Source organism: Rhodococcus sp. KRD175, assembly GCF_017168275.1.
In the GTDB taxonomy this organism is placed as follows: domain Bacteria; phylum Actinomycetota; class Actinomycetes; order Mycobacteriales; family Mycobacteriaceae; genus Rhodococcoides; species Rhodococcoides fascians.
Map to the genome: position 1 here is coordinate 339,143 of NZ_JABFAQ010000015.1, position 19,997 is coordinate 359,139.

Annotated in this window: 16 protein-coding genes and 2 tRNA genes; 5 read left to right on the top strand and 13 right to left on the bottom strand. The window is 64.8% G+C overall.

The window, feature by feature from the left end; genetic code table 11:
- Both J1M81_RS21945 and pknB read left to right on the top strand, forming a co-directional pair.
- Entirely contained in the window at positions 1 to 1,377 is a 1,377-nt protein-coding gene (locus J1M81_RS21945) for a serine/threonine-protein kinase (protein WP_032373396.1), read from the top strand.
- On the top strand, positions 1,374 to 3,308 hold the full coding sequence (gene pknB, locus J1M81_RS21950; RefSeq protein WP_032371410.1) for a Stk1 family PASTA domain-containing Ser/Thr kinase: 1,935 nt from the start codon (positions 1,374 to 1,376) through the stop codon (positions 3,306 to 3,308). Before J1M81_RS21945 ends, pknB begins: the two co-directional genes overlap by 4 nt.
- A gap of 10 nt (positions 3,309 to 3,318) precedes the next feature.
- On the opposite strand, the gene J1M81_RS21955 is transcribed toward pknB, so the two are convergent.
- Both J1M81_RS21955 and J1M81_RS21960 read right to left on the bottom strand, forming a co-directional pair.
- On the bottom strand, positions 3,319 to 3,960 hold the full coding sequence (locus tag J1M81_RS21955; RefSeq protein ID WP_206498836.1) for an aminodeoxychorismate/anthranilate synthase component II: 642 nt from the start codon (positions 3,958 to 3,960) through the stop codon (positions 3,319 to 3,321).
- Between the two features lie 13 nt (positions 3,961 to 3,973).
- Positions 3,974 to 4,720 (bottom strand): DUF881 domain-containing protein, encoded by a 747-nt coding sequence (locus J1M81_RS21960; RefSeq protein WP_032367617.1) that lies wholly within the window; start codon positions 4,718 to 4,720, stop codon positions 3,974 to 3,976.
- 203 nt (positions 4,721 to 4,923) lie between these two features.
- On the opposite strand from J1M81_RS21960, the gene crgA reads away from it, so the two are divergent.
- On the top strand, positions 4,924 to 5,187 hold the full coding sequence (crgA, locus tag J1M81_RS21965; protein ID WP_027494985.1) for a cell division protein CrgA: 264 nt from the start codon (positions 4,924 to 4,926) through the stop codon (positions 5,185 to 5,187).
- A 36-nt stretch (positions 5,188 to 5,223) separates the two neighbouring features.
- Positions 5,224 to 5,709, top strand: a complete 486-nt coding sequence (locus tag J1M81_RS21970; RefSeq protein ID WP_052061608.1) for a PH domain-containing protein — start codon at positions 5,224 to 5,226, stop codon at positions 5,707 to 5,709.
- 208 nt (positions 5,710 to 5,917) lie between these two features.
- On the opposite strand, the gene J1M81_RS21975 is transcribed toward J1M81_RS21970, so the two are convergent.
- A complete protein-coding gene (locus J1M81_RS21975) occupies positions 5,918 to 6,835 on the bottom strand; it encodes a rhomboid family intramembrane serine protease (RefSeq protein WP_206498837.1) in 918 nt (305 codons plus the stop codon).
- A gap of 24 nt (positions 6,836 to 6,859) precedes the next feature.
- Positions 6,860 to 7,396 (bottom strand): peptidylprolyl isomerase, encoded by a 537-nt coding sequence (locus J1M81_RS21980; RefSeq protein ID WP_094621787.1) that lies wholly within the window; start codon positions 7,394 to 7,396, stop codon positions 6,860 to 6,862.
- An 82-nt stretch (positions 7,397 to 7,478) separates the two neighbouring features.
- Here J1M81_RS21980 and J1M81_RS21985 point away from each other — a divergent pair, with 82 nt between their 5' ends.
- Positions 7,479 to 7,868, top strand: a complete 390-nt coding sequence (locus J1M81_RS21985) for a hypothetical protein (protein ID WP_032400889.1) — start codon at positions 7,479 to 7,481, stop codon at positions 7,866 to 7,868.
- Here the strand turns inward: J1M81_RS21985 and J1M81_RS21990 are convergent.
- From J1M81_RS21990 to J1M81_RS22030, 9 genes are all read right to left on the bottom strand, one after another.
- Entirely contained in the window at positions 7,857 to 9,488 is a 1,632-nt protein-coding gene (locus tag J1M81_RS21990; protein WP_206498838.1) for an alpha/beta hydrolase, read from the bottom strand. The two genes, J1M81_RS21985 and J1M81_RS21990, sit on opposite strands and share 12 nt — an antisense overlap.
- A gap of 122 nt (positions 9,489 to 9,610) precedes the next feature.
- Positions 9,611 to 10,606, bottom strand: a complete 996-nt coding sequence (locus J1M81_RS21995; protein WP_230591612.1) for a diguanylate cyclase — start codon at positions 10,604 to 10,606, stop codon at positions 9,611 to 9,613.
- 196 nt (positions 10,607 to 10,802) lie between these two features.
- A complete protein-coding gene (locus J1M81_RS22000; protein WP_206498839.1) occupies positions 10,803 to 11,753 on the bottom strand; it encodes an acyl-ACP desaturase in 951 nt (316 codons plus the stop codon).
- Positions 11,754 to 12,145: 392 nt separating this feature from the next.
- Positions 12,146 to 12,218: transfer RNA gene (locus J1M81_RS22005), tRNA-Ala, on the bottom strand.
- Between the two features lie 190 nt (positions 12,219 to 12,408).
- A tRNA-Ile gene (locus J1M81_RS22010) sits at positions 12,409 to 12,482 on the bottom strand.
- Positions 12,483 to 12,591: 109 nt separating this feature from the next.
- Positions 12,592 to 13,983: a DUF3566 domain-containing protein gene (locus tag J1M81_RS26910; protein WP_080733232.1), complete on the bottom strand. Its 1,392-nt coding sequence runs from the start codon at positions 13,981 to 13,983 to the stop codon at positions 12,592 to 12,594.
- On the bottom strand, positions 13,984 to 16,527 hold the full coding sequence (gene gyrA / locus J1M81_RS22020) for a DNA gyrase subunit A (protein WP_027494992.1): 2,544 nt from the start codon (positions 16,525 to 16,527) through the stop codon (positions 13,984 to 13,986).
- Positions 16,528 to 16,592: 65 nt separating this feature from the next.
- Positions 16,593 to 18,635: a DNA topoisomerase (ATP-hydrolyzing) subunit B gene (gene gyrB / locus J1M81_RS22025; protein ID WP_032371406.1), complete on the bottom strand. Its 2,043-nt coding sequence runs from the start codon at positions 18,633 to 18,635 to the stop codon at positions 16,593 to 16,595.
- A 255-nt stretch (positions 18,636 to 18,890) separates the two neighbouring features.
- Complete coding sequence (locus J1M81_RS22030) at positions 18,891 to 19,988, bottom strand: 2Fe-2S iron-sulfur cluster-binding protein (RefSeq protein ID WP_371831423.1); 1,098 nt, start codon at positions 19,986 to 19,988, stop codon at positions 18,891 to 18,893.
- Positions 19,989 to 19,997 lie beyond the last annotated feature (9 nt).

Here is a 19,997-nt window from a genome sequence, read left to right on the forward strand (position 1 = left end):
GTGCCACTGAGTAACGGAGCCGTCATCGCGCAGCGCTACAGACTGCTGCGCCTCATCGCCACCGGCGGCATGGGACAGGTCTGGGAGGCGATGGACAATCGCCTCGACCGCCGTGTCGCCGTGAAGGTACTCAAAGCCGAGTTCTCCGAGGACCCGGAGTTCTTGCAGCGCTTCAGGTTCGAGGCCCGTACCACCGCTCAGCTGAACTACCCCGGAATCGCCGGGGTGTACGACTACGGCGAGACCCGCGACGGTGCAGGCGAATCGCTCGCCTACCTGGTGATGGAACTGGTCAACGGCGAACCCCTCAACGCAGTGCTGGGTCGCATGTCGCGCCTGCCGCTCGGCCATGCCCTCGACATGCTCGAACAAACCGGGCGCGCACTGCAGATCGCGCACACGGCAGGGGTCGTCCACCGCGACGTCAAGCCCGGCAACATCCTGATCACCCCCACCGGGCAGGTCAAGATCACCGACTTCGGCATCGCCAAGGCCGTCGACGCCTCCCCGGTCACCAAGACCGGAATGGTCATGGGCACCGCCCAGTACATCGCTCCCGAGCAAGCCCTCGGCGAAGAGGCAACCTCGGCATCCGACGTCTACTCACTCGGCGTCGTCGGATACGAAGTACTGGCGGGCACACGGCCTTTCGTGGGCGACGGCGCCTTGACCGTCGCCATGAAGCACGTCCGCGAAGCACCGGCACCCATGCCGGTCGACCTACCCCCTGCCGTCCGTGAGCTCATCGAGATCACGATGGTCAAGGATCCGGCCGCCCGGTACGCCAACGGCGGTGAATTCGCCGACGCCGTCGCCGCAGTTCGGGCCGGCCGCCGCCCGCCTGCACCCGGCAACTCGCGCGGTACCGGAACCGGGAGAGTCATGATGCCCGGCGTCGTGCCCAGCCCGCAGCCGCCTCCGCCGTCGAGCACCCAGATGATGCCGACCTCGCAACGGGATTACCGGGGCCCGGCTACCGGCACTGCAGCTGCAGCGGTTCCCGAGCAGACCGGCATGTCCTCGGCACAGAAGGCGTTGGCCTGGGGCGGCGGCGCGCTCCTGCTGTTGGCCATCCTGATCGGCGGTTACGTACTGCTGACCGGTGGCAGGGACGACTCGCCGACACCGTTCGTGCAGCCCACGACCACCACGCAGCCGACGACCACGACCACAACGACCACCGAGCCGACGACCACCACCGAAGAAACCACGACCACCGAAGAAACGACAACCACCACCACGACGACCACGACCACCTCGGAGGAGCCGACGACCACCGAAGAGAGCACGACGACCTCGGCGCAGCCCACCCAGACGACGACTCGCAGGCCGCTGATCGAGATTCCGTTCCCGCAAGCACCACAAGGACAACGATGACGACTCCCCGTACGCTCTCCTCTCGCTACGAGCTGGGCGAGATACTCGGTTTCGGCGGTATGTCCGAGGTTCACCTCGCTCGGGACACACGACTCGATCGTGACGTCGCCATCAAGGTTCTGCGCGCCGACCTCGCTCGCGACCCCACGTTCTACCTCAGGTTCCGACGTGAGGCACAGAACGCTGCTGCGCTCAATCACCCCGCCATCGTCGCCGTCTACGACACCGGTGAAGCGGAGACCGAAGCCGGTCCGCTCCCGTTCATCGTCATGGAATACGTCGACGGCGACACGCTGCGCGACATCGTGCGCGCCGAAGGACCCATGGAGCCGCGTCGGGCCATGGAGGTCATCGCCGACGTCTGTGCTGCGCTCGATTTCAGCCACCGCAACGGCATCGTGCACCGCGACGTCAAACCCGCCAACATCATGATCAACAACGCCGGCGCGGTGAAGGTGATGGACTTCGGCATCGCCCGTGCCATCGCCGACTCGTCCTCGCCGATGACTCAGACTGCCGCCGTCATCGGAACCGCGCAGTACCTCTCGCCCGAGCAGGCCCGCGGGGAACAGGTCGATGCGCGTTCGGACGTCTACTCGCTCGGCTGCGTGCTGTTCGAGATCCTGACCGGCGAGCCGCCGTTCAAGGGGGATTCGCCGGTCGCCGTCGCCTACCAGCACGTCCGTGAAGACCCCCAGCTGCCGTCGCTGGTCAACGACACCGTCCCGCGCGAACTCGACTCGATCATCCTCAAGGCAATGGCCAAGAACCCGGCCAATCGCTACCAGAGCGCCGCCGAGATGCGTACCGACCTGGTCCGCGTTCTGGGTGGACAGCGTCCGAGTGCGCCCATGGTGATGAACGACGAGGATCGAACCACCATCCTCGGCTCCGTCGATTCCCGTCAGGCCGATTTCTCCGGCAAGGACAAGCCCGCGGCTACCGCGGCACCTCGGTCGTCACGCCACACGGAGGACTACGACGAACCGAAGAACCGCCGCGGCCTCAAGATCGCGTTGATCTCGGCGGCCGCGATCATCGTCGTCGCTATCGTCGGCGCCTTCCTGTGGTCGCTCGGTCCCGGTGCCGACCCCAAGACCGTCGCCGTGCCCACCGTCGTCGGACTGTCCGCAGACGAGGCGCAGCGTCAACTCGAAGAAGCCGGCCTGCGAGTGAGCATCCAGGAGAAGCCCGACGCGGCGATTCCGGAAGGCTCGGCCATCGGCACCAATCCGGCGGCCGGATCACAGACCGAATCGCCGGGGAACATCCAGCTCGACGTGTCCTCCGGACCGCAGCAGGTGCAGGTTCCGCGACTGACCGGCCTCACCCAGCAGCAAGCGTCGGATGCACTGAACGAGGTGGGCCTCCAGCTCGATGCCACCGTCGCCCGTGCTCCGTCGTCACCCGAGAACCTCGACAAGGTCGTCGAGCAGAATCCGTCCTCGGGCGTGAGCATGAACGCGAACTCGCAGGTTCGCATCACGCTGGGCACCGGGCCCGCGCAGGTGCGGATGCCCGACGTCGTGGGGCAACTCGTGAACGTGGCGCAGCCGAACGTCGAGGGAGCCGGGCTGCGCGTCCAGGTGCAGAACATCGACTCGGGACAGCCGACGGGTCAGGTCGTCTCCACAGACCCCGTGGGCGGCACCAATGTCACCGAGAACACCGTCGTCACGCTGCGCGTGTCGAACGGCGACAAGATCCCCATGCCCGACCTCGCCGGTCTGACCGAGGCACAGGCGTTGGCCGCGCTGCAGTCGGCCGGCTGGACGGGCACGGCAGCGGAACTGACGGCGACAAGGGAAGCGACGCTGGATCCGTTGATGGTCGGGCGAGTGGTGAATCAGACGCAGCCGGCAGGGTCCGAGATCAGCAAGTCCGACACCGTTACGATCAGCATCGGTGCCCTGGGTATCCCCGGGCGTTAGCGATCGACGATCAGGCGAAGGCCTCGGCGACCTGCGCCTCCAGGGTTCCCACCAAACCGGAATCGGTGGGCATACCGCACACCGCGAGCCAGTTGGCGAGCATCCGGTGCCCGCCCTCGGTGAGGATGGACTCCGGATGGAACTGCACGCCGTGAATGGGTAGCTCGGTGTGCCTCATGGCCATCACCAGACCGGATTCGGTACGGCCGATGATCTCGAGCTCCGCGGGGATGGTGTCCTCGCGGACGGTCAGCGAGTGATAGCGGGTGGCCGTGAACGGCTCGGCCATCCCTTCCAGGACGCCGACACCGGTGTGATGGACGAGGCTGGTCTTGCCGTGCAGCAACTCCGGGGCCTTCTCGACCGTGGCACCGAACGCGGCTCCGATGGCCTGATGGCCCAGACAGACACCGAGCAGTGGGGTTTTGGCCCGCGCGCTCGCCGAGACCAGGTCCATCGTGGCCCCGGCGCGCTGCGGGGTTCCCGGGCCCGGGCTGAGCAGAATGCCGTCGAACTCCGCGGCGACAGCGTCGCGATCGGCGAGTCGCTCGTCGTCGTTGCGCCACACCTCGACCTCGGCGTTCAACTGGCCCAGGTACTGGACGAGGTTGAAGACGAAGCTGTCGTAGTTGTCGACGACGAGAATGCGCATGTCGACAGCGTACTCAGCGCGGCTCCGCGAAACGCATGCGCACCGATTCGGTGTACGCCGGAACCGAGAGGTTCTGATAGGCCGCGACCTCGTAGCGGAGGCCATAGCGCAGCGCATACTGCTCGTACAGCCGCACCCCGGGCTCGTTGTCCAGCGCCGCCCGCAGTCGATCCGGGTCGCCGAGAGCCGTCATCACGTACGGCGGACTGTACGTCCGGCCGCCCAGTAGCAGCGTGTTCCCGATACACCGCGGTGCCGACGACGCCACCAGACGCTGATCCTGCATCGCCATCGCCGACGCACCGCCGGCCCACAGGGCGTTGAGGACACTCTGCACGTCGACCTGATGAACCACCAGGTCGTCCGGAGACGCGTCGGACGCATAGGACCCGTCGGGACCGCGTGGAGCGTCGGCCATCGTCACCGTCAACCCCGTGCCGGACGCCTCCTCCCGACCCGCCGCGTCCGAGAGGGCGTCGACCCGGGCCAACGCGTCGGCCACCTCGGAGTCGCCCGCCGCCGTACGCTGCTGCAGGAGATCGACCTGCTGCTCCAGCGCATCTCTACTGCGCAGCGCATCGTCGCTGCTTCGCTGGGCCGAATCGACCAGATCGGCGAGCCGTGTCGTGTCACCGCCCCGCAACTCGTTGCCGTCCGAGGCATGTCGCGTGGTTCCGAGCAGCAGACCGACCACAGCGCACACCGCCACAGCGAGCACCCACCATCGGGTCTCGGAGGAATCGGTCGATCGTCGTCTCACAGAGTGCTCGCCACTGTTCGGTAGGTCGGTGCTGCGCTGATCTGAGTTAGCGTGTACTACAAACCGGGTGGATGACCGCCACGGCTCTCCGGGAGACAATAACCTGGGGATGCACGCAACTCGATCGATCCACAGGTTGTCACCGTCAGTTGTCCACAGGCACGGCGCACGCCGATGACCGTCAAGAACACGAAGAGGACGCAATGCCGAAGTCGAAGGTACGGAAGAAGAACGACTACACGATCAACCCGGCCAACCGCACGCCGGTAAAGGTCAACGCCGGCCCGTCGCCGGTCTGGTACGTGGTCCTGATGCTCGGATTCATGCTGGTAGGGCTGCTGTGGCTGATCGTGTACTACCTGGCCCAGGAAGACATCTCGTTCATCGGCAACCTCGGTGCGTACAACTTCCTCATCGGATTCGGCTTCATGGTCGTCGGCCTCGTCATGACCATGCGATGGCGCTGAGAGCCGGCCGAGTTACACCCATGTCATTCATCCCCAATGTGGATAAACCCTGTGGATAACTTTCCCAACCATCCACAGGGTGTGTACGAACACCGATGGGCGACGCCGGCCGTAGCCGTCGGCGCGCTGGTGGCAGGCGGTATCGCACTCGCCATCGGTGCCGTCCTCGCCTCCTCGGACGCCGCCGGAACCTTCCTCGTCGGACTCGCCGCCGTCGGAACCTGGGTGATGGCAGCCCTCGCGGCCGCACAACGCCCCCGACTCGCCATCACACCCGACGGCTCCCTGGTGATGAAACGACTCACCGGCACGCGCACGTACTCGCGCGCCGACATCGTCCAAATCAAAGTGGTCCGCTACCCGAGACTGGGACGACGAGTCCCGATGCTCGAAGTGGACGTCCGCTCACCCGACGAAGACGACGATCGACTCATCATCTTCGGTCGATGGGACCTGGGAGCCGACCCACGCGACGTGTTCGAGGTACTCGACACCTACGGCCTGGTGCCGCCGAACAACTGACCGCCCACCGTCCCGGACCCCCTCCGGGGTACTCAATGTGACGTTCAGTGGACTTTTGGGGGGTCAATGGCACATCTAGTGGACCAGTGAGCCGTCGCAAAGCCGCCGGGCAGCCCATGGTGATTGCCGAGCACACGTATCGGCGTCGTCGGGAGTCAATGTGACGTCCGGTGGCCTTTTCGGGGGTCAATGGCACATTTAGTGGACTTCAGAGGCCCATCTGCGCGCGCAGGTCGAGGACTCGGACCGCGATGGTGCCCAGGGCTATCAGGGCTACTGCGGCCACGGAGAGCCAGGCGAGGGATATCCCGGCACGAGGCTGCGCGCCGTTGCGGTTGGGTAGGAACACCAATCCGGCGGTGGCTGCCGCTCCGGCGACCAGTCCGCCCATGTGGCCCCACAGCGAGATGCTGGGGATCGAGATGCTGATGAAGATGTTCAACGCGATCACGATCAGGACCGGGGTCGGGGAGCGCTTGAGTCGCAGCAGAATGACGGCCTGCGCACCGAGCAATCCGAATACTGCACCCGACGCGCCGGCGGTGGCGGCGAGGGGGTTCTCGAACAGCATGACCGATGCGCTGCCGCCGAGCAGCGACAGGAAGTAGACGGCAAGGTAGCGGCTGCGGCCCAGCACCAGTTCGACGTCTCGGCCGATGATGTACAGGGCGAACATGTTCACCAGCAGGTGGATGGGTCCTATGTGGATGAACCCACTGCTGAGGAGGCGCCACACATCGCCGTCCGCGACCAGCAGGCTGTTCAGTGCCCAGGCGTCCGCCAGCGAGGATCCGCGGAAATTGCTCATGAGGTCGCCGGATTGAGCGGCGGTGATACCGAAGATCACGACGTTGATCGCGATCAGCGCGAAGGTCAGGGGTGTCTTGGCCGAGCGTGTCATCGGCGCGCCGGCGACCGTACGTGCGGTCCGGACGTTCTTATTGCCGTCGCGAATACAGTCGACACAGTGTTGCCCGACGGCCGCGGGCTGCAGGCACTGTGGGCACGCGGGCCGGCCGCATCGAGAGCAGGCCAGGCCGGTCGGGCGATCGGGATGTCTGACGCACACCGACTGGGGTGGGTTGGGCTGGTCGCCGTACGCGCCACCCCAGCCGGGGTTTGTCATCGTGTAATTCCTTCTACAACCGAATCAGGCGATGGTGATGCTGTTGATGACGACCTCTTCCACCGGGCGATCGCCGCGGCCGACCTGCGTGCTCGAGATGGCGTCGACGACCTTCTTGGACGCCTCGTCCGTGACCTCACCGAAGATGCTGTGCTTGCGGTTGAGGTGCGGGGTCTTGCCGGTGGTGATGAAGAACTGCGAGCCGTTGGTGCCGGGGCCTGCGTTGGCCATGGCCAGCAGGTACGGGCGGTCGAAGGAGAGCTCCGGGTGGAACTCGTCCTCGAACTTGTAGCCCGGTCCGCCGGTGCCGGTTCCGGTCGGGTCGCCGCCCTGGATCATGAAACCGTCGATGACGCGGTGGAAGACTGCGCCGTCGTAGAACGGTCCGGTCTTGGCACCCGACGCGTTCTGCGTCGTGTATTCCTTCGACCCGTCCGCGAGACCGACGAAGTTCGCGACGGTCTTGGGGGCGTGATTGCCGAACAGTTCGATGACGATGTCGCCGCGGTTGGTGTGCAGCGTTGCCGTTTGGGTCTTGTTTGGTGAAGTCACGCTCACCATCGTGCCATCTCGAGCGACCGGGTAGTTCACAGGTGGTGTATCGGGAGGGTCGATCGGGGCGCTGTTGTGGAACAGTGAGGGCATGACGAGCACAACGAAAACCGAGCGGGTTCACTCCTCCACCGGTACGGCGGCGTCGACGCTGCTCGGTGCCGCTTCCGTCGTGAGCAAGGGCCCTGCCGGAGTGGGCCTGTTGCTCGCCAAGCGCGGCTACGGTCTGGCGCGTAAGCAGGCTGCGCAGCGTCGCGCGGCAACTGCCGAGCGCATTGCCCGGGCCGATCTGACCAAGGCAGCTCTCACGACTGATCGGACACCGGGAAACAAGCGTCGCGTCCTGGCGCTCGGAGCTGCCGCTGTCGTCGTCGGAGGTGTCGTGTTCTACCTCAGCCGTCGCCGCCACGAGGTGCCGCCGCCCGCAGATACGCCGCCCAGCCTGGTCGATTACGAAGACGAGTCGACGTCACAGGTATAGAAGCTTCTGTAGTAGATCGAACAGGCCCGGCCGGGGCCTGGTTTCTGCATCGTCACCCCGGCCGGCGACGACCAGCGCGACGTTGTGTTCGACGCTCGAACCGTCCGTGAGGTAGTCGCCGTGACCTGTCGTGCCCGGACGCCCGTCGCCCTCGTCGGTCGCCAGTTGGGTCACTCCATCGAGTGTGCCGGGATCGCGACCGAAGGCACCGATGTCGGCAACGATGTCCCCGCGCGCCTCCGCCGCGAAAACGTGACCGTCGGGAACCTGTAGGTCGGTCACACTGTCGGTGCCGAGGCCAGGTGATCCGAGGGCCACGAACTCGTCGACGCCGGTGCTTTCGTGCAGGGCAGCGGCTGCGGTCAATGATCCGTACGAGTGCGCGAGCACCGACAGATGTGGATTGTTCGACCGGGCCACGTCGAGGCCCTCCAGAAAGGGCACCAATCGCGTCGCCCCCGCGTGCGCTGCTGCGTCGGATACGACTGTTCGATCGGGATCGAGTAGGCCCCACCCCAGCTGTGGAGCCTGGTAGTTCATCCACGTCACGGCTGCGACGGTGGGCGGCGGATCCTCCGAAAATGTCTGCTCCACAGTAGCTTTGAGATTTTCCAGGTCGCCGTCGTAACGTACCGCGTCGCCGTGGACGGTCGAGCCGAGGCCGGGTACGAACACCGCCACGTGTGTTGCCGTGTCGACGTCACCTACCGCGATCGCGGCAGTGGTCTCCGCATACGTCGAATTGTCGAGCGCCAACAGTTGCCTGTCACCCTGCGCCAGAGTGCTCTCGATCGCGTCGAGCGAACTCAACCGCGTTCGCGTCTGTTCCAAGCCGGCGTCAGCATCACTGAATAGTCCTCCGAAAATGTTGTCCTGCAATTGGTTTCCGAGTTCACCCGCCACAGCCTGCAGTCGGAGGCGCTCACTGGCAAGTACCCGACGGTTCGCTGAATCCCGAATTCGGCCCGGCACGCCGTCCAGATTACCGATGAGAGCCGGGTGCTCGACGAGCAGCCGAGTGCGCTCGGCGGGCGAGAGTGCGCTCCAGAACGCCGCATTCGTGGCCGGGCTCCCGTCGACCGGCACTACCGATACCCCTGCCGTGGCCAGTTTTCCCGGTGAGATGTCGCCGGCGAGGCGTCGGGCAAGGTCGTCGTCGAACGCGGTCGCGGCTCGCATCAGTTGGGTGATGCGTTCGGCCAACTCGGTGCAACGGCGACGCCGATCGCGAATGGTCGACGACAGGTCCTGCTGCGCAACCGAATACGACGTCAGCACGTCGGTCACCGAACCGTCGCGTCGGATATCGAAGTGCTCGCACGCGGCGTTCGATTCCAGAGCGGTCAGCGCCGAGACGAGTCCCGCCATGTCGATGGCCGCCGGAGCGGTGCACAGCGCTACCCGCAGTAGCTCCGTCGCACAGTCCCCCACCTGCGCACTTAGAGCTCCGATGGCATCCCGGTATGCCGTTGCCGCGGGGCCCTGCCATCCGTCGTCGACGACGGTCTCCAGCAGTGAACTGTGCACGGCGGTCAATTCACGCCAACTGTGCATGAACCGATTCGAGACGGCGGTCAACGCCTGACTGTCCCATGATCTGACGTCATCGAGCGTGACCATCGCAATCCCCCCGCAGCGTTGTCGTCGTACTCGACGAGTCAACGTCAGCGAGACGGTGCAGCGAGGAATCTATCCCCAGGCTGTGGATGAAATCTGGGGATGACGGGCATATCGGTGTATCGCTACACGATTCTGCGTACCGGCCCGCGATGTCCGTCGCCGGGCTCGGTGGGGCGAGACGCCTTCGGGGGACGACTCCGCTTGGCGCGGTACAGGTCTGCGTCTGCAGCGCGGTAGATTTCACCCCACCGGCGGCCGGCAGGCATACACGCCAGACCGACGCTCCACTCGGCTCGATGGGATCGCCGCAAGCCGTCGATGACCTGCCAGGCTTCGGCCTCGAGAACCCCTGGCATGAACAGGACGAATTCGTCTCCGCCGAGCCGGCCCAGAACATCCCGTTTCGTCAGTTGCCCCTTCCACGCCTTCGAGACGCGAGTGAGCAACACGTCTCCGGCAATGTGGCCGTACTCGTCGTTGATCTCCTTGAAGTTGTCGAGATCGAGCACCGCCAGACTGACCGTCAGACCACGAGCGGCGCACGCGGGCAACATCTTCTCGATCTTCGACTCGAAACCGAATCGATTGAGCAGGCCCGTCAACGCGTCATGAGTGGCCGAATACCGCATTCGACGCGCGAACACGCCGAACACTTCCGTTGCGCCGACGATGCCCAGGGCGACGAGAATGTAGCTGATGAAGGGCGTGCCGTAGGGGGCGACAGCGGCACCCACGACCGCAGACACGGCCAGCACCGCAACCCATATTCCAGCGTCGCGCTCGGACCAGAACGCACCGATGTGCATGCCGAGGAACATCGCCGCTTGCACACAGATCAAGAACGCGGGCATCGTGTTGCTACTGCCCAATGCACAGGCAAGCGCGCCCACCGACAGAGCGGTGGCGGTACCGACCGCATGCTTGGGACTCGGCGCTCCTGCCCGGGCGAGAACAACGATCGCCGCCGGCCCCAGAACCACTGCGAGCGCGGCGAAAAGCTGCTGCGGACCGGACAGGTCCGACCACGATGCGATGCCGTTCGCGATGTAGAGAACCGTGGTCACCGCGGCGAATACCGCCAGCATCCGGCCGGACTCGTCGAACCTGAATCTGCTCACCAGCAAACACCGTCGACTACGCGTGACGCCTCACCGAGGCACGCAACGAACCGGACACCACCGCTCACGCGATTCCCCCCAGGCACCATCGGCCCTCCCCACGCACTACGACCATCGCCTCATCGGGCCCACCCGTGACCGGACTCTAACACCTCCGAGCTTCGATCACGACCCGCAGCAGCGATTCCGTAGCAGGTCAGGACGCTTTCTCGGCCCGCGCTGCCTCCCGCGCCAACAGGCGATCGCGTGATTCCTCGAACTTCGTCGCCTTCGCCTCGAGATCCTGGACGAATGCGGCCAGAGGATCGCGATCGCGTTCGCCCTCTCCACTGAAGTCGTTGCGCTCGAAGATGTTCCATTTCCGCAGCACCGGCATCAGCACCTCGTCCAGATGCTGGCGGAGATCGTAGATCCCGTGCTTCGCCAGGATCATGGCGTTCTTGCGGAAGTTCGGCATGTTCAGTCCCGGCATCTGAAAGTCCGTCGCGACATCGGCGATGGCACGCACCATCTGGTCCGGGACCAGGTCGAGCGACGCCTCGCCGAGGTTGCGGTAGAAGATCATGTGCAAATTCTCGTCGGCGGCCACCCGGGCCAGCATTCGATCGGCGATCGGGTCACCACAGGCCAGCCCCGTGTTGCGGTGGGACACGCGTGTTGCGAGCTCCTGGAACGTCACGTACGCCACCGAATGCAAAAAATTGGAGCCGTCCATCGGGGCATCGACACCGACCGTCATGTGGTGCATCCGAGCCCGCTCCAGCTCGACCGGGTCGACGGCGCGTGTGACGACCAGATAGTCGCGCATCACGATCCCGTGACGGTTCTCCTCCGCGGTCCAACGGCCCACCCAGGTGCCCCAGGCTCCGTCCAACGAGAAGTTGTCGGCCAGACCGCGGTGGTACGACGGCAGATTGTCTTCGGTCAACAGATTGGTGATCATCGCTGTGCGAGCCAACACCGACAACGACGACTGCTCCAGCGACCAGTCCTCTCCGCCCATCGCTGCAAAATTGCGACCCAGATCCCACGGCACGTAATCATGCGGATGCCATTCTTTCGCCATGGACAGATGGCGATTCAGGTTGGCTTCCAACGTGCCGTCGAGTTCGGTCAACAGCTCTTCATGATCGAGAACACGCGTCATCTGTGGGGCTCCTCCGAGAAATATGAGACGCCCGAACCGAAGACCGATCCGAGACGCCGAGATCGAACGACGGCACACCCCCCTGCGGTGCGCCGTCGCGACCTGTCCCGTCGATCCGAGAACCGACGCTGCTGTACCCGAAGAACGCTAGGGACCGCGGACGTGATGCGAAACGAATCCAACAATGATCTGGATATCTGGGCACCGATCTCGACAGCGGTTGGTCCGAGTCACAACAGTGGTCGACGCATCCCTGCCACTCGGCCGGGACTCAATGTCACGTTCGGTGGACTTTTCGGGGGTCAATGTCACATCTAGTGGACTTGGGGTGAGCGGCAGTCGGGTGCAGACACGAAAAAGGACGCCCATCGGAATGGACGTCCTTTTGATTGTGGAGCCTAGGAGATTCGAACTCCTGACATCTGCCTTGCAAAGGCAGCGCTCTACCAACTGAGCTAAGGCCCCGGGTGTTGCTGTCGAACGTGCACGAACTTTACACGTTCTCTCCGAGCGATTGTCACCCGGTGGAGATGCTGTGCCAGACGCCTTCCGAGCTGCGCGTGGAGCGCACCTTCGATACTGTCAGCACTGCGATCACCACCGAAGCAACAAGAAGAAGGATTTTCACGTCCTGCCTCTTTTCGTTCGTTCGGTGTGGGCCTAGGAGGACTTGAACCTCCGACCTCTTCCTTATCAGGGAAGCGCTCTAACCGCCTGAGCTATAGGCCCTCGATACTGCTTCGGGCCGAAGAATTGCTCTCCTCGAACCGAGGGATGAGATTACCGTATCGGGCCGCTGTCTTCCAAAACGGCCCGATACGGCAGTCGTTCGTGCTGGTCAGTCGCGATCTGCCAGCGTCACTTCGAGGCCGCCGACCAGGTCCGACGACAGGTTGTAGATGAAGGCACCGATCGTGGTGAGTGCGGTGAACAGTACGACATTGATCACACCGATCACTGCCGCGTAGCCGAACACCTGACCGGCGCTGACGAGTCCGCCGTCGCCGGATTCATTGACGATCTCGGTGAAGGCACTGTTGAGTCGGTCCCACACACCCATGCCGTCGAGCACGGCGTACAGCAGGCCGACGGCCACCATCCACACGAAGAACAGCGACACAGCGATGACCAGTGCGATCTTGAGCGTCGACCAAGGATCGATCTTACGAATCTGGATCGTCGCCCGCAGAGGATCGCCGTCCGCGCTGGGTACCGCCGTGATGGCGGTGGGGGCTGCTCGATCGGCTGCCGTCGGCTCGGGATGCCGGGTGGCGGACAGATCCGGCATGTCCTTCGCCAGATCCTTGCGCTCGATGTGCCGAGTCGGTCCGTCGATCACGGCCGCTTTCGACCGCGCTGCCTCGCGTCGTTCGGTCTTGTCCCCACCCGATTCACGCTCGCCCGATTCACGCTCGCCCGATTCACGCTGGCCCGATTCACGCTGGCCCGGCGCTGCCGAGGCGGCTGCAGCTGCCGCTGTCGAACGATCGAACTCACCTGTTGCCGGCAGTGCGGTGCCGCGCCCGGACAGGTTCGTCTGAGGTTGGTTCTGGGGCTGCTGACGGTCGTCGGGCCCCTGCTGTGCCGGACGCTGGCCGGGGCCGCGCTGCCAGGGCGGAGTGCCGGAACCGCCCTGCGGGCCGTCTCCGCGTTGAGTCGGTATCGCCTGGGTCGGTGCCGGAGCCTTCGACTCGGCTGACCCCTCGGCGGCCGGAGCAGCGTCATTGGCGGGACGCGGCGGCGATGCGGGACCGGACGGTCCCTGACCCTGCGGCGGCTGGCCGTTGGCGGGGCGACCGCCGTCGGCGTTTGCGGTACCCGGCTCACCGGGCCGACCGTTGGCCGCCTGTGGCGGGCGAGACTGAGCCGGACCCTGCGGTGCCGGGCCCTGCTGAGGTGCTCGCGGCGGCGGTCCCTGAGGTGCCGGCTGACCCTGAGAACCCGGCTGACCCTGCGGTGCCGGTGGGCGCTGCGGCGGCGGTCCCTGCGTCGGACGAGGCGGGCCGGCCGGACCACCCTGTGTCGGGCGTGCCGGTGGCCGAGCACCCTGCTGCGGTGCCGGTCCTCGCCCTGCCGCCGGTGCCGGACGCGTCGCCGGCTGGGGGCGACTTCCCGGTCGGGCACCTTCTGGAGGTGCCGGACGCGATGGCTGCTCGGTCTGCGCAGCGTCCCTGCTGTCCGGTCCACCCGTGGGGCCGGGCCTGCTGCCAGGCCGGTTGGGAGTGCTCACTTACGACTCCTTCGGTGCATCGTCTTCGGGACCTGCTGCGTCCGGTTCGATCTCGTCGGCGTTGCGCGCTATCGCGAGCAGTGTGTCGCCTTCACCGAGATTCATCAACCGCACGCCCTTGGTCTGTCGGCCGGCTTTCCGAACCTGCTTGGCAGCGGTCCGGATGACGCCACCACTGGACGTGATGGCGTACAGCTCGTCCTCGTCGTCGACGATGAGAGCTCCCACCAGCGTGCCACGCTTGGGGTCGTACTGGATTGTCAGTACTCCCTTTCCGCCGCGGCCCTGCTGCGGGTAGTCCTCCATCGCGGTGCGCTTGGAATAACCGCCCGACGTCGCGACCAGCAGGAACTTGTTCTCGCTGACCACGTTGAGCGAGAGCAGCTCGTCTTCGCCGTTGAAGCGCATGCCCTGGACACCGGAGGTGGCGCGGCCCATGGGTCGCAGGACCTCGTCGGTAGCCGAGAATCGGATCGATTGGCCTTGAGCCGAGACGAGCAGCAGGTCGTCGTCGGACGACGCCAGAACTGCCCCGACCAACTCGTCCTCGCCGCGGAGGTTGACGGCCACGATGCCGCCGCTGCGGTTGGAGTCGAAGTCGGTCAGACGCGACTTCTTGACCAGACCGCCCTTGGTGGCGAGCACCAGGTAGGGAGCATCTTCGTAGGTCTTGATCTGGATGACCTGCGCGATGCGTTCGTCGGGCTGGAACGCCAGCAGGTTCGCGACGTGCTGTCCGCGCGCCGTGCGGTTGGCCTCGGGCAGCTCGTACGCCTTGGCCCGGTAGACGCGTCCCTTGGTGGTGAAGAACAGGATCCAGTCGTGCGTCGAGCAGACGAAGAACTTGCTGACGATGTCGTCCTGCTTGAGGCCTGCTCCCTGCACGCCCTTGCCGCCGCGCTTCTGCGACCGGTACAGATCGGTTCTGGTGCGCTTGGCGTATCCGGTCTCGGTGATCGTGACGACCACGTTCTCCCGGGCGATCAGATCTTCGTCGTTGACGTCGCCGTCGGCAGCGATGATGCGCGTGCGACGGTCGTCGCCGAACTTCTCGACGATCTCGGCCAGTTCGTCTCGCACGATCTGACGCTGACGCTCCGGCTTGGCCAGAATGTCCTGCAAGTCGGCGATGGTGCGTTCGAGTTCGGCCAACTCGTCGATGATCTTCTGGCGCTCGAGGGCTGCGAGGCGCCGCAGCTGCATGTCGAGAATTGCCTGCGCCTGGATCTCGTCGATGTCGAGCAGATCGATCAAGCCCTGCTTGGCGAGATCGACCGTCTGCGACGCACGGATGAGGGCGATGACCTCGTCCAACGCGTCGAGCGCCTTCACGAGGCCGCGCAGGATGTGGGCCCGCTCCTCGGCTCTGCGCAGGCGGTACCGAGTACGACGAACGATCACGTCGAGTTGGTGAGTGACGTAGTACCGGATCATCTGATCGAGCCGCAGGGTGCGCGGCACGCCGTCGACGATCGAGAGCATGTTGGCACCGAAGCTGGTCTGCAGCTGCGAGTGCTTGTACAGGTTGTTGAGCACGACCTTGGCGACGGCGTCGCGCTTGATCGTCACGACGATGCGCATACCGACGCGGTCCGAGGACTCGTCGTCGATCTTCGAGATACCGGACAACTTGCCGTCGCGGACCTGCTCGGCGATCGAGGTGATCAGGTTGTCGGGGTTGACCTGGAAAGGCAGTTCGGTGATGACGATCGTCGTGCGACCGTTGGAGTCTTCCTCGATCTCGACGACGCCGCGCATACGGATCGAACCGCGGCCGGTCGAGTACGCATCCTGAATTCCCTGGCCGCCGACGATGAGTCCGTGGGTGGGGAAGTCCGGACCCTTGACGCGTTCCATGCAGGCCGCGAGAGTCGCTTCCTCGTCGGCCTCGAAGTTGTCGAGGGCCCAGAACACCGCGTCGCCGAGTTCACGCAGGTTGTGCGGCGGAATGTTGGTGGCCATACCGACGGCGATACCGTTGGAGCCGTTCATCAACAGGTTCGGCACACGCGACGGAAGTACCGTCGGCTCTTGGGTTTTGCCGTCGTAGTTGGGGATGAAGTCGACGGTTTCCTCGTCGATGTCGCGCAGCATCTCCATGGCGAGCGGAGTCAGGCGCGCTTCGGTGTAACGCATGGCGGCGGCGCCGTCGTTGCCGCGGGAGCCGAAGTTGCCCTGGCCGTCGACCAGTGGGTACCGCATCGACCACGGCTGAGCCAGACGCACGAGTGCGTCGTAGATCGAGGTGTCGCCGTGGGGGTGGTAGTTACCCATCGTTTCGGCAACGGGCCGTGCGGATTTCACGTAACTACGGTCGGGACGGAAGCCCGAGTCGTACATCGCGTACAGCACACGTCGGTGCACCGGCTTGAGACCGTCGCGGACCTCGGGAAGCGCGCGGCCGACGATGACGCTCATCGCGTAATCGATGTAGCTGCGCTGCATTTCCTGCTGGATGTCGACCGGATCGATCCGGTCGCCGCCCTCGGCGTTGGTGGTCGAGCCCGGCGGGGGCCCGACCGGCGGTTCGGTGATGTCAGACATAGAAGATCTCCTCGAAAACGGTCGTCGGACGCACCGACACTGAGTGTGGTGCGTCCGAGAAACGACTAAACGTCAAGAAAGCGAACATCTTTCGCGTTACGCGCGATGAAGCTTCGGCGGGCGGACACGTCCTCGCCCATCAGGACGCTGAACAGTTCGTCCGCGGCCGCGGCATCGTCGAGAGTGACCAGACGAAGAACTCGCACTGCCGGGTCCATCGTGGTTTCCCACAGTTCCTTGGCGTTCATCTCGCCGAGGCCTTTGTAGCGCTGGACGCCGTCCTCGACGTTGATCTTGCGCTTGTTGGCGATACCGGCCTCGAGCAGACCGTCGCGCTCGCGGTCGGAGTACGCGAAGTCCGGTTCGCCGCGGCTCCACTTGAGCTTGTACAGCGGCGGCATGGCCAGGTAGACGTGGCCGTTCTCGATCAGCGGTCGCATGAACCGGAACAACAGGGTCATCAGCAGGGTGGAGATGTGCTGGCCGTCGACGTCGGCGTCGGCCATCAGCACGATCTTGTGATAGCGCAGTTTGGCGATGTCGAACTCGTCGTGAATGCCGGTGCCGAACGCGGTGATGATCGACTGGACCTCGTTGTTCTTGAGGACGCGGTCGATGCGGGCCTTCTCGACGTTGATGATCTTTCCGCGCAGCGGCAGGATCGCCTGGAACATCGAGTCACGTCCGGACTTGGCCGAGCCGCCGGCGGAGTCGCCCTCCACGATGTAGATCTCGGACTTGCTCGGATCGTTCGAGCGGCAGTCTGCGAGCTTGCCGGGCAGACCACCGATATCGGTTGCGCTCTTGCGCCGCACCAACTCTCGCGCCTTACGTGCGGCCATGCGGGCCTGCGCGGACGAGACCGCCTTGTTGATGATGGTCTTGGCATCGGCCGGGTTGGACTCGAACCAGTGCGAGAGGTGCTCGTTGCACGCCTTCTGCACGAACGACCGAATCTCGGTGTTGCCGAGCTTGGTCTTGGTCTGTCCCTCGAACTGGGGCTCCCCGACTCGCACCGAGATGACGGCGGCGAGGCCTTCACGGATGTCGTCGCCGGTGAGCTTGACGTCCTTTTCCTTGACCAGTTTCTTCTCGATGGCGTACTTGTTGACCGTCGACGTCAGCGCGGTACGGAAACCCTCTTCGTGGGTACCGCCCTCGTGCGTGTTGATCGTGTTGGCGAAGGTGTGCACCGATTCGGAGTAACCGGCGTTCCACTGCATGGCGATCTCGACCTCGTGGCCCTCACCCTTGCCGGTGAAGCCGACGACCGAGTTGTGAATCGCGGTCTTGGTGCGGTTGATGTGCTTGACGAAGTCCACGAGACCGTCGGGGTAGTGGTACGTCCGCTTGCGCACCTTGGCCGGCTTCGCCGCTGCGGCGTCGGCCTGCTCTTCCTCGGCGGTTTTCGGTGCCTCGGCGGTCTCGCCGAGTTCTTCCTCGGTCGCGTCCGTAGCCGCCACTCGCTCGTCGGTGAAGTTGATGGTCAGTCCCTTGTTGAGGAACGCCATCTCCTGCAGGCGACGGTGCACGGTCTCGAAGCTGTAATCGAGGGTCTCGAAGATCTTGCCGTCGGCCCAGAACCGCACCGTGGTGCCGGTCTCCGTGGTGTCGCCGACGGTCTCGAGTGGGCCGGGCTTGGCGTAATCGTACGTCTGCTTGTAGCGGTGACCGTCACGCGCGATCTGCAGTTCGACCTTGGTCGAGAGTGCGTTCACGACGGAGATACCGACGCCGTGCAGACCGCCGGAGACGGCGTAGGAGTCGGAGTCGAACTTGCCACCGGCGTGCAGCTGGGTCATTACGACCTCGACGGTGGGAACACCGGAGGAGTGCATGGCGACGGGGATGCCGCGGCCGTCGTCCTTGACCTCGACGCTGCCGTCTTCGTGGATGGTGACGTCGACGGTGGAGGCGTAGCCGGCCATGGCCTCGTCGACGGAGTTGTCGACGACCTCCCAGATCAGGTGGTGCAGGCCTCGTTCACCGGTGGAACCGATGTACATACCGGGCCTCTTACGGACTGCTTCCAGGCCCTCGAGGACCGTGATGGACGAAGCGCCGTAATCCTTGCTGTTCTCACTGTTACCTGACTTCTGGGCAGCCACGGTTAGCTGGTTCTCCTTCTACGCGTCCACTACCCCGCTCACACCTGATGTAGGTGCTACCGCAGGGTCGGCACGGTCGTTTCCGCCGTGCTCGGTCCATGCGTTTGTTCCGGGCTTGATGTCGTACCGGTCCATAGTACTGGGTGGCTGCGACAGCATGGGGACGATGACACCCCTAAAAGGCCCCTGATTGCTTCACAGGCGCATTTTCTCGACATCGGACGACAAAGATGAAGGGTAAAACCGGCGATTCGGCTACAGATCGAGGACGATCCGTTCTCCGTCCGACCGCGAGACACAGATCAACATCTCGTGCCGCTGCTCCTCGGTCGTCAACCGATTCTCTCGATGCTGCGGTGTTCCGCTGAGCACTCGCACCCGACACGTGCCGCAGAAACCCTGCTGACACGAGTACGCGACATCCGGCCTGATGCGTCGAATGGCATGCAGCGCAGTCTCTTCCGCACCGACCGACAGAATCTCGCCGGAATCGACGAGCTGCACTTCGAATTCCGTCCCGTTCTTCACCGGCGGCGGTGAGAAGCGCTCGAAGTGCAGATGCGTGGCCGGGAGGGCGTCGAACGAGGCGCGAACGAGGTCGATCATCGGCGGCGGACCACATACGTAGACCGAACCGCCGGGGGCCGTCGAGCCCAACAGATCCATGCTCGACGGCATGCCGTCCACGTCGTCGGTGCGCACGGTGACCCTGGCGGGATCCCAGCCCTCGATCTCGTCGAGAAACGGCATCGACTCGCGGGAGCGGCCGCAGTAGACGAGGTGCCAGTCCATGCCCAGATCGCGGGCACGGCGCACCATCGAGATGATCGCGGTGATGCCGATTCCACCGGCGACGAATACTGCCTGTTCGGACGGTACGAACGGAAACCCGTTGCGCGGCCCCCTGATCGACACCGCAGTGCCGACCGTCAGCGCGTGCATCTCCGGAGATCCGCCGCCGCCGTCCGGCACGAGTCGTACTGCGATCGAGTACGTGTCGTCGCTGGGCAATCCGCACAGGGAGTACTGCCGACGCCGACCGGAGGGAAGGTAGAAATCCAAGTGCATTCCCGGTGCCCACGCCGGCAGAGCCGACCCGTCGGCGGCGGCGAAGGTCAGCTGGGCGACCTGTTCGTCGATGCACAGAACGTCACGGGAGACCAGTGTCAGTTCTCGGGTACGCGCGACGGGAGGCGCCGCGAACGAGGCGTCGTACTCACCGTTGTCGAGGAGGGCGAACCACTTGTCCAGTGCATCGGTGGCCAGCGACACCGTCTGATCCGGCTCGTCACGCCCGTACAGATTCTGTGGAATCGTGCGGCCTACTCGGAACGAGTCGACCTTTCGAGCCATCGCGTCGAG

Excerpts from the sequence above, each read along its gene's own strand:
- pknB (WP_032371410.1), top strand. The coding sequence starts at position 1,374 with ATGACGACTCCCCGTACGCTCTCCTCTCGCTACGAGCTGGGCGAGATA.
- J1M81_RS21955 (WP_206498836.1), bottom strand. The coding sequence starts at position 3,960 with ATGCGCATTCTCGTCGTCGACAACTACGACAGCTTCGTCTTCAACCTC.
- crgA (WP_027494985.1), top strand. The coding sequence starts at position 4,924 with ATGCCGAAGTCGAAGGTACGGAAGAAGAACGACTACACGATCAACCCG.
- J1M81_RS21970 (WP_052061608.1), top strand. The coding sequence starts at position 5,224 with ATGTGGATAAACCCTGTGGATAACTTTCCCAACCATCCACAGGGTGTG.
- J1M81_RS21975 (WP_206498837.1), bottom strand. The coding sequence starts at position 6,835 with ATGACAAACCCCGGCTGGGGTGGCGCGTACGGCGACCAGCCCAACCCA.
- J1M81_RS21980 (WP_094621787.1), bottom strand. The coding sequence starts at position 7,396 with ATGGTGAGCGTGACTTCACCAAACAAGACCCAAACGGCAACGCTGCAC.
- J1M81_RS21985 (WP_032400889.1), top strand. The coding sequence starts at position 7,479 with ATGACGAGCACAACGAAAACCGAGCGGGTTCACTCCTCCACCGGTACG.
- J1M81_RS21990 (WP_206498838.1), bottom strand. The coding sequence starts at position 9,488 with ATGGTCACGCTCGATGACGTCAGATCATGGGACAGTCAGGCGTTGACC.
- J1M81_RS22000 (WP_206498839.1), bottom strand. The coding sequence starts at position 11,753 with ATGACGCGTGTTCTCGATCATGAAGAGCTGTTGACCGAACTCGACGGC.
- gyrA (WP_027494992.1), bottom strand. The coding sequence starts at position 16,527 with ATGTCTGACATCACCGAACCGCCGGTCGGGCCCCCGCCGGGCTCGACC.
- J1M81_RS22030 (WP_371831423.1), bottom strand. The coding sequence starts at position 19,988 with ATGGCTCGAAAGGTCGACTCGTTCCGAGTAGGCCGCACGATTCCACAG.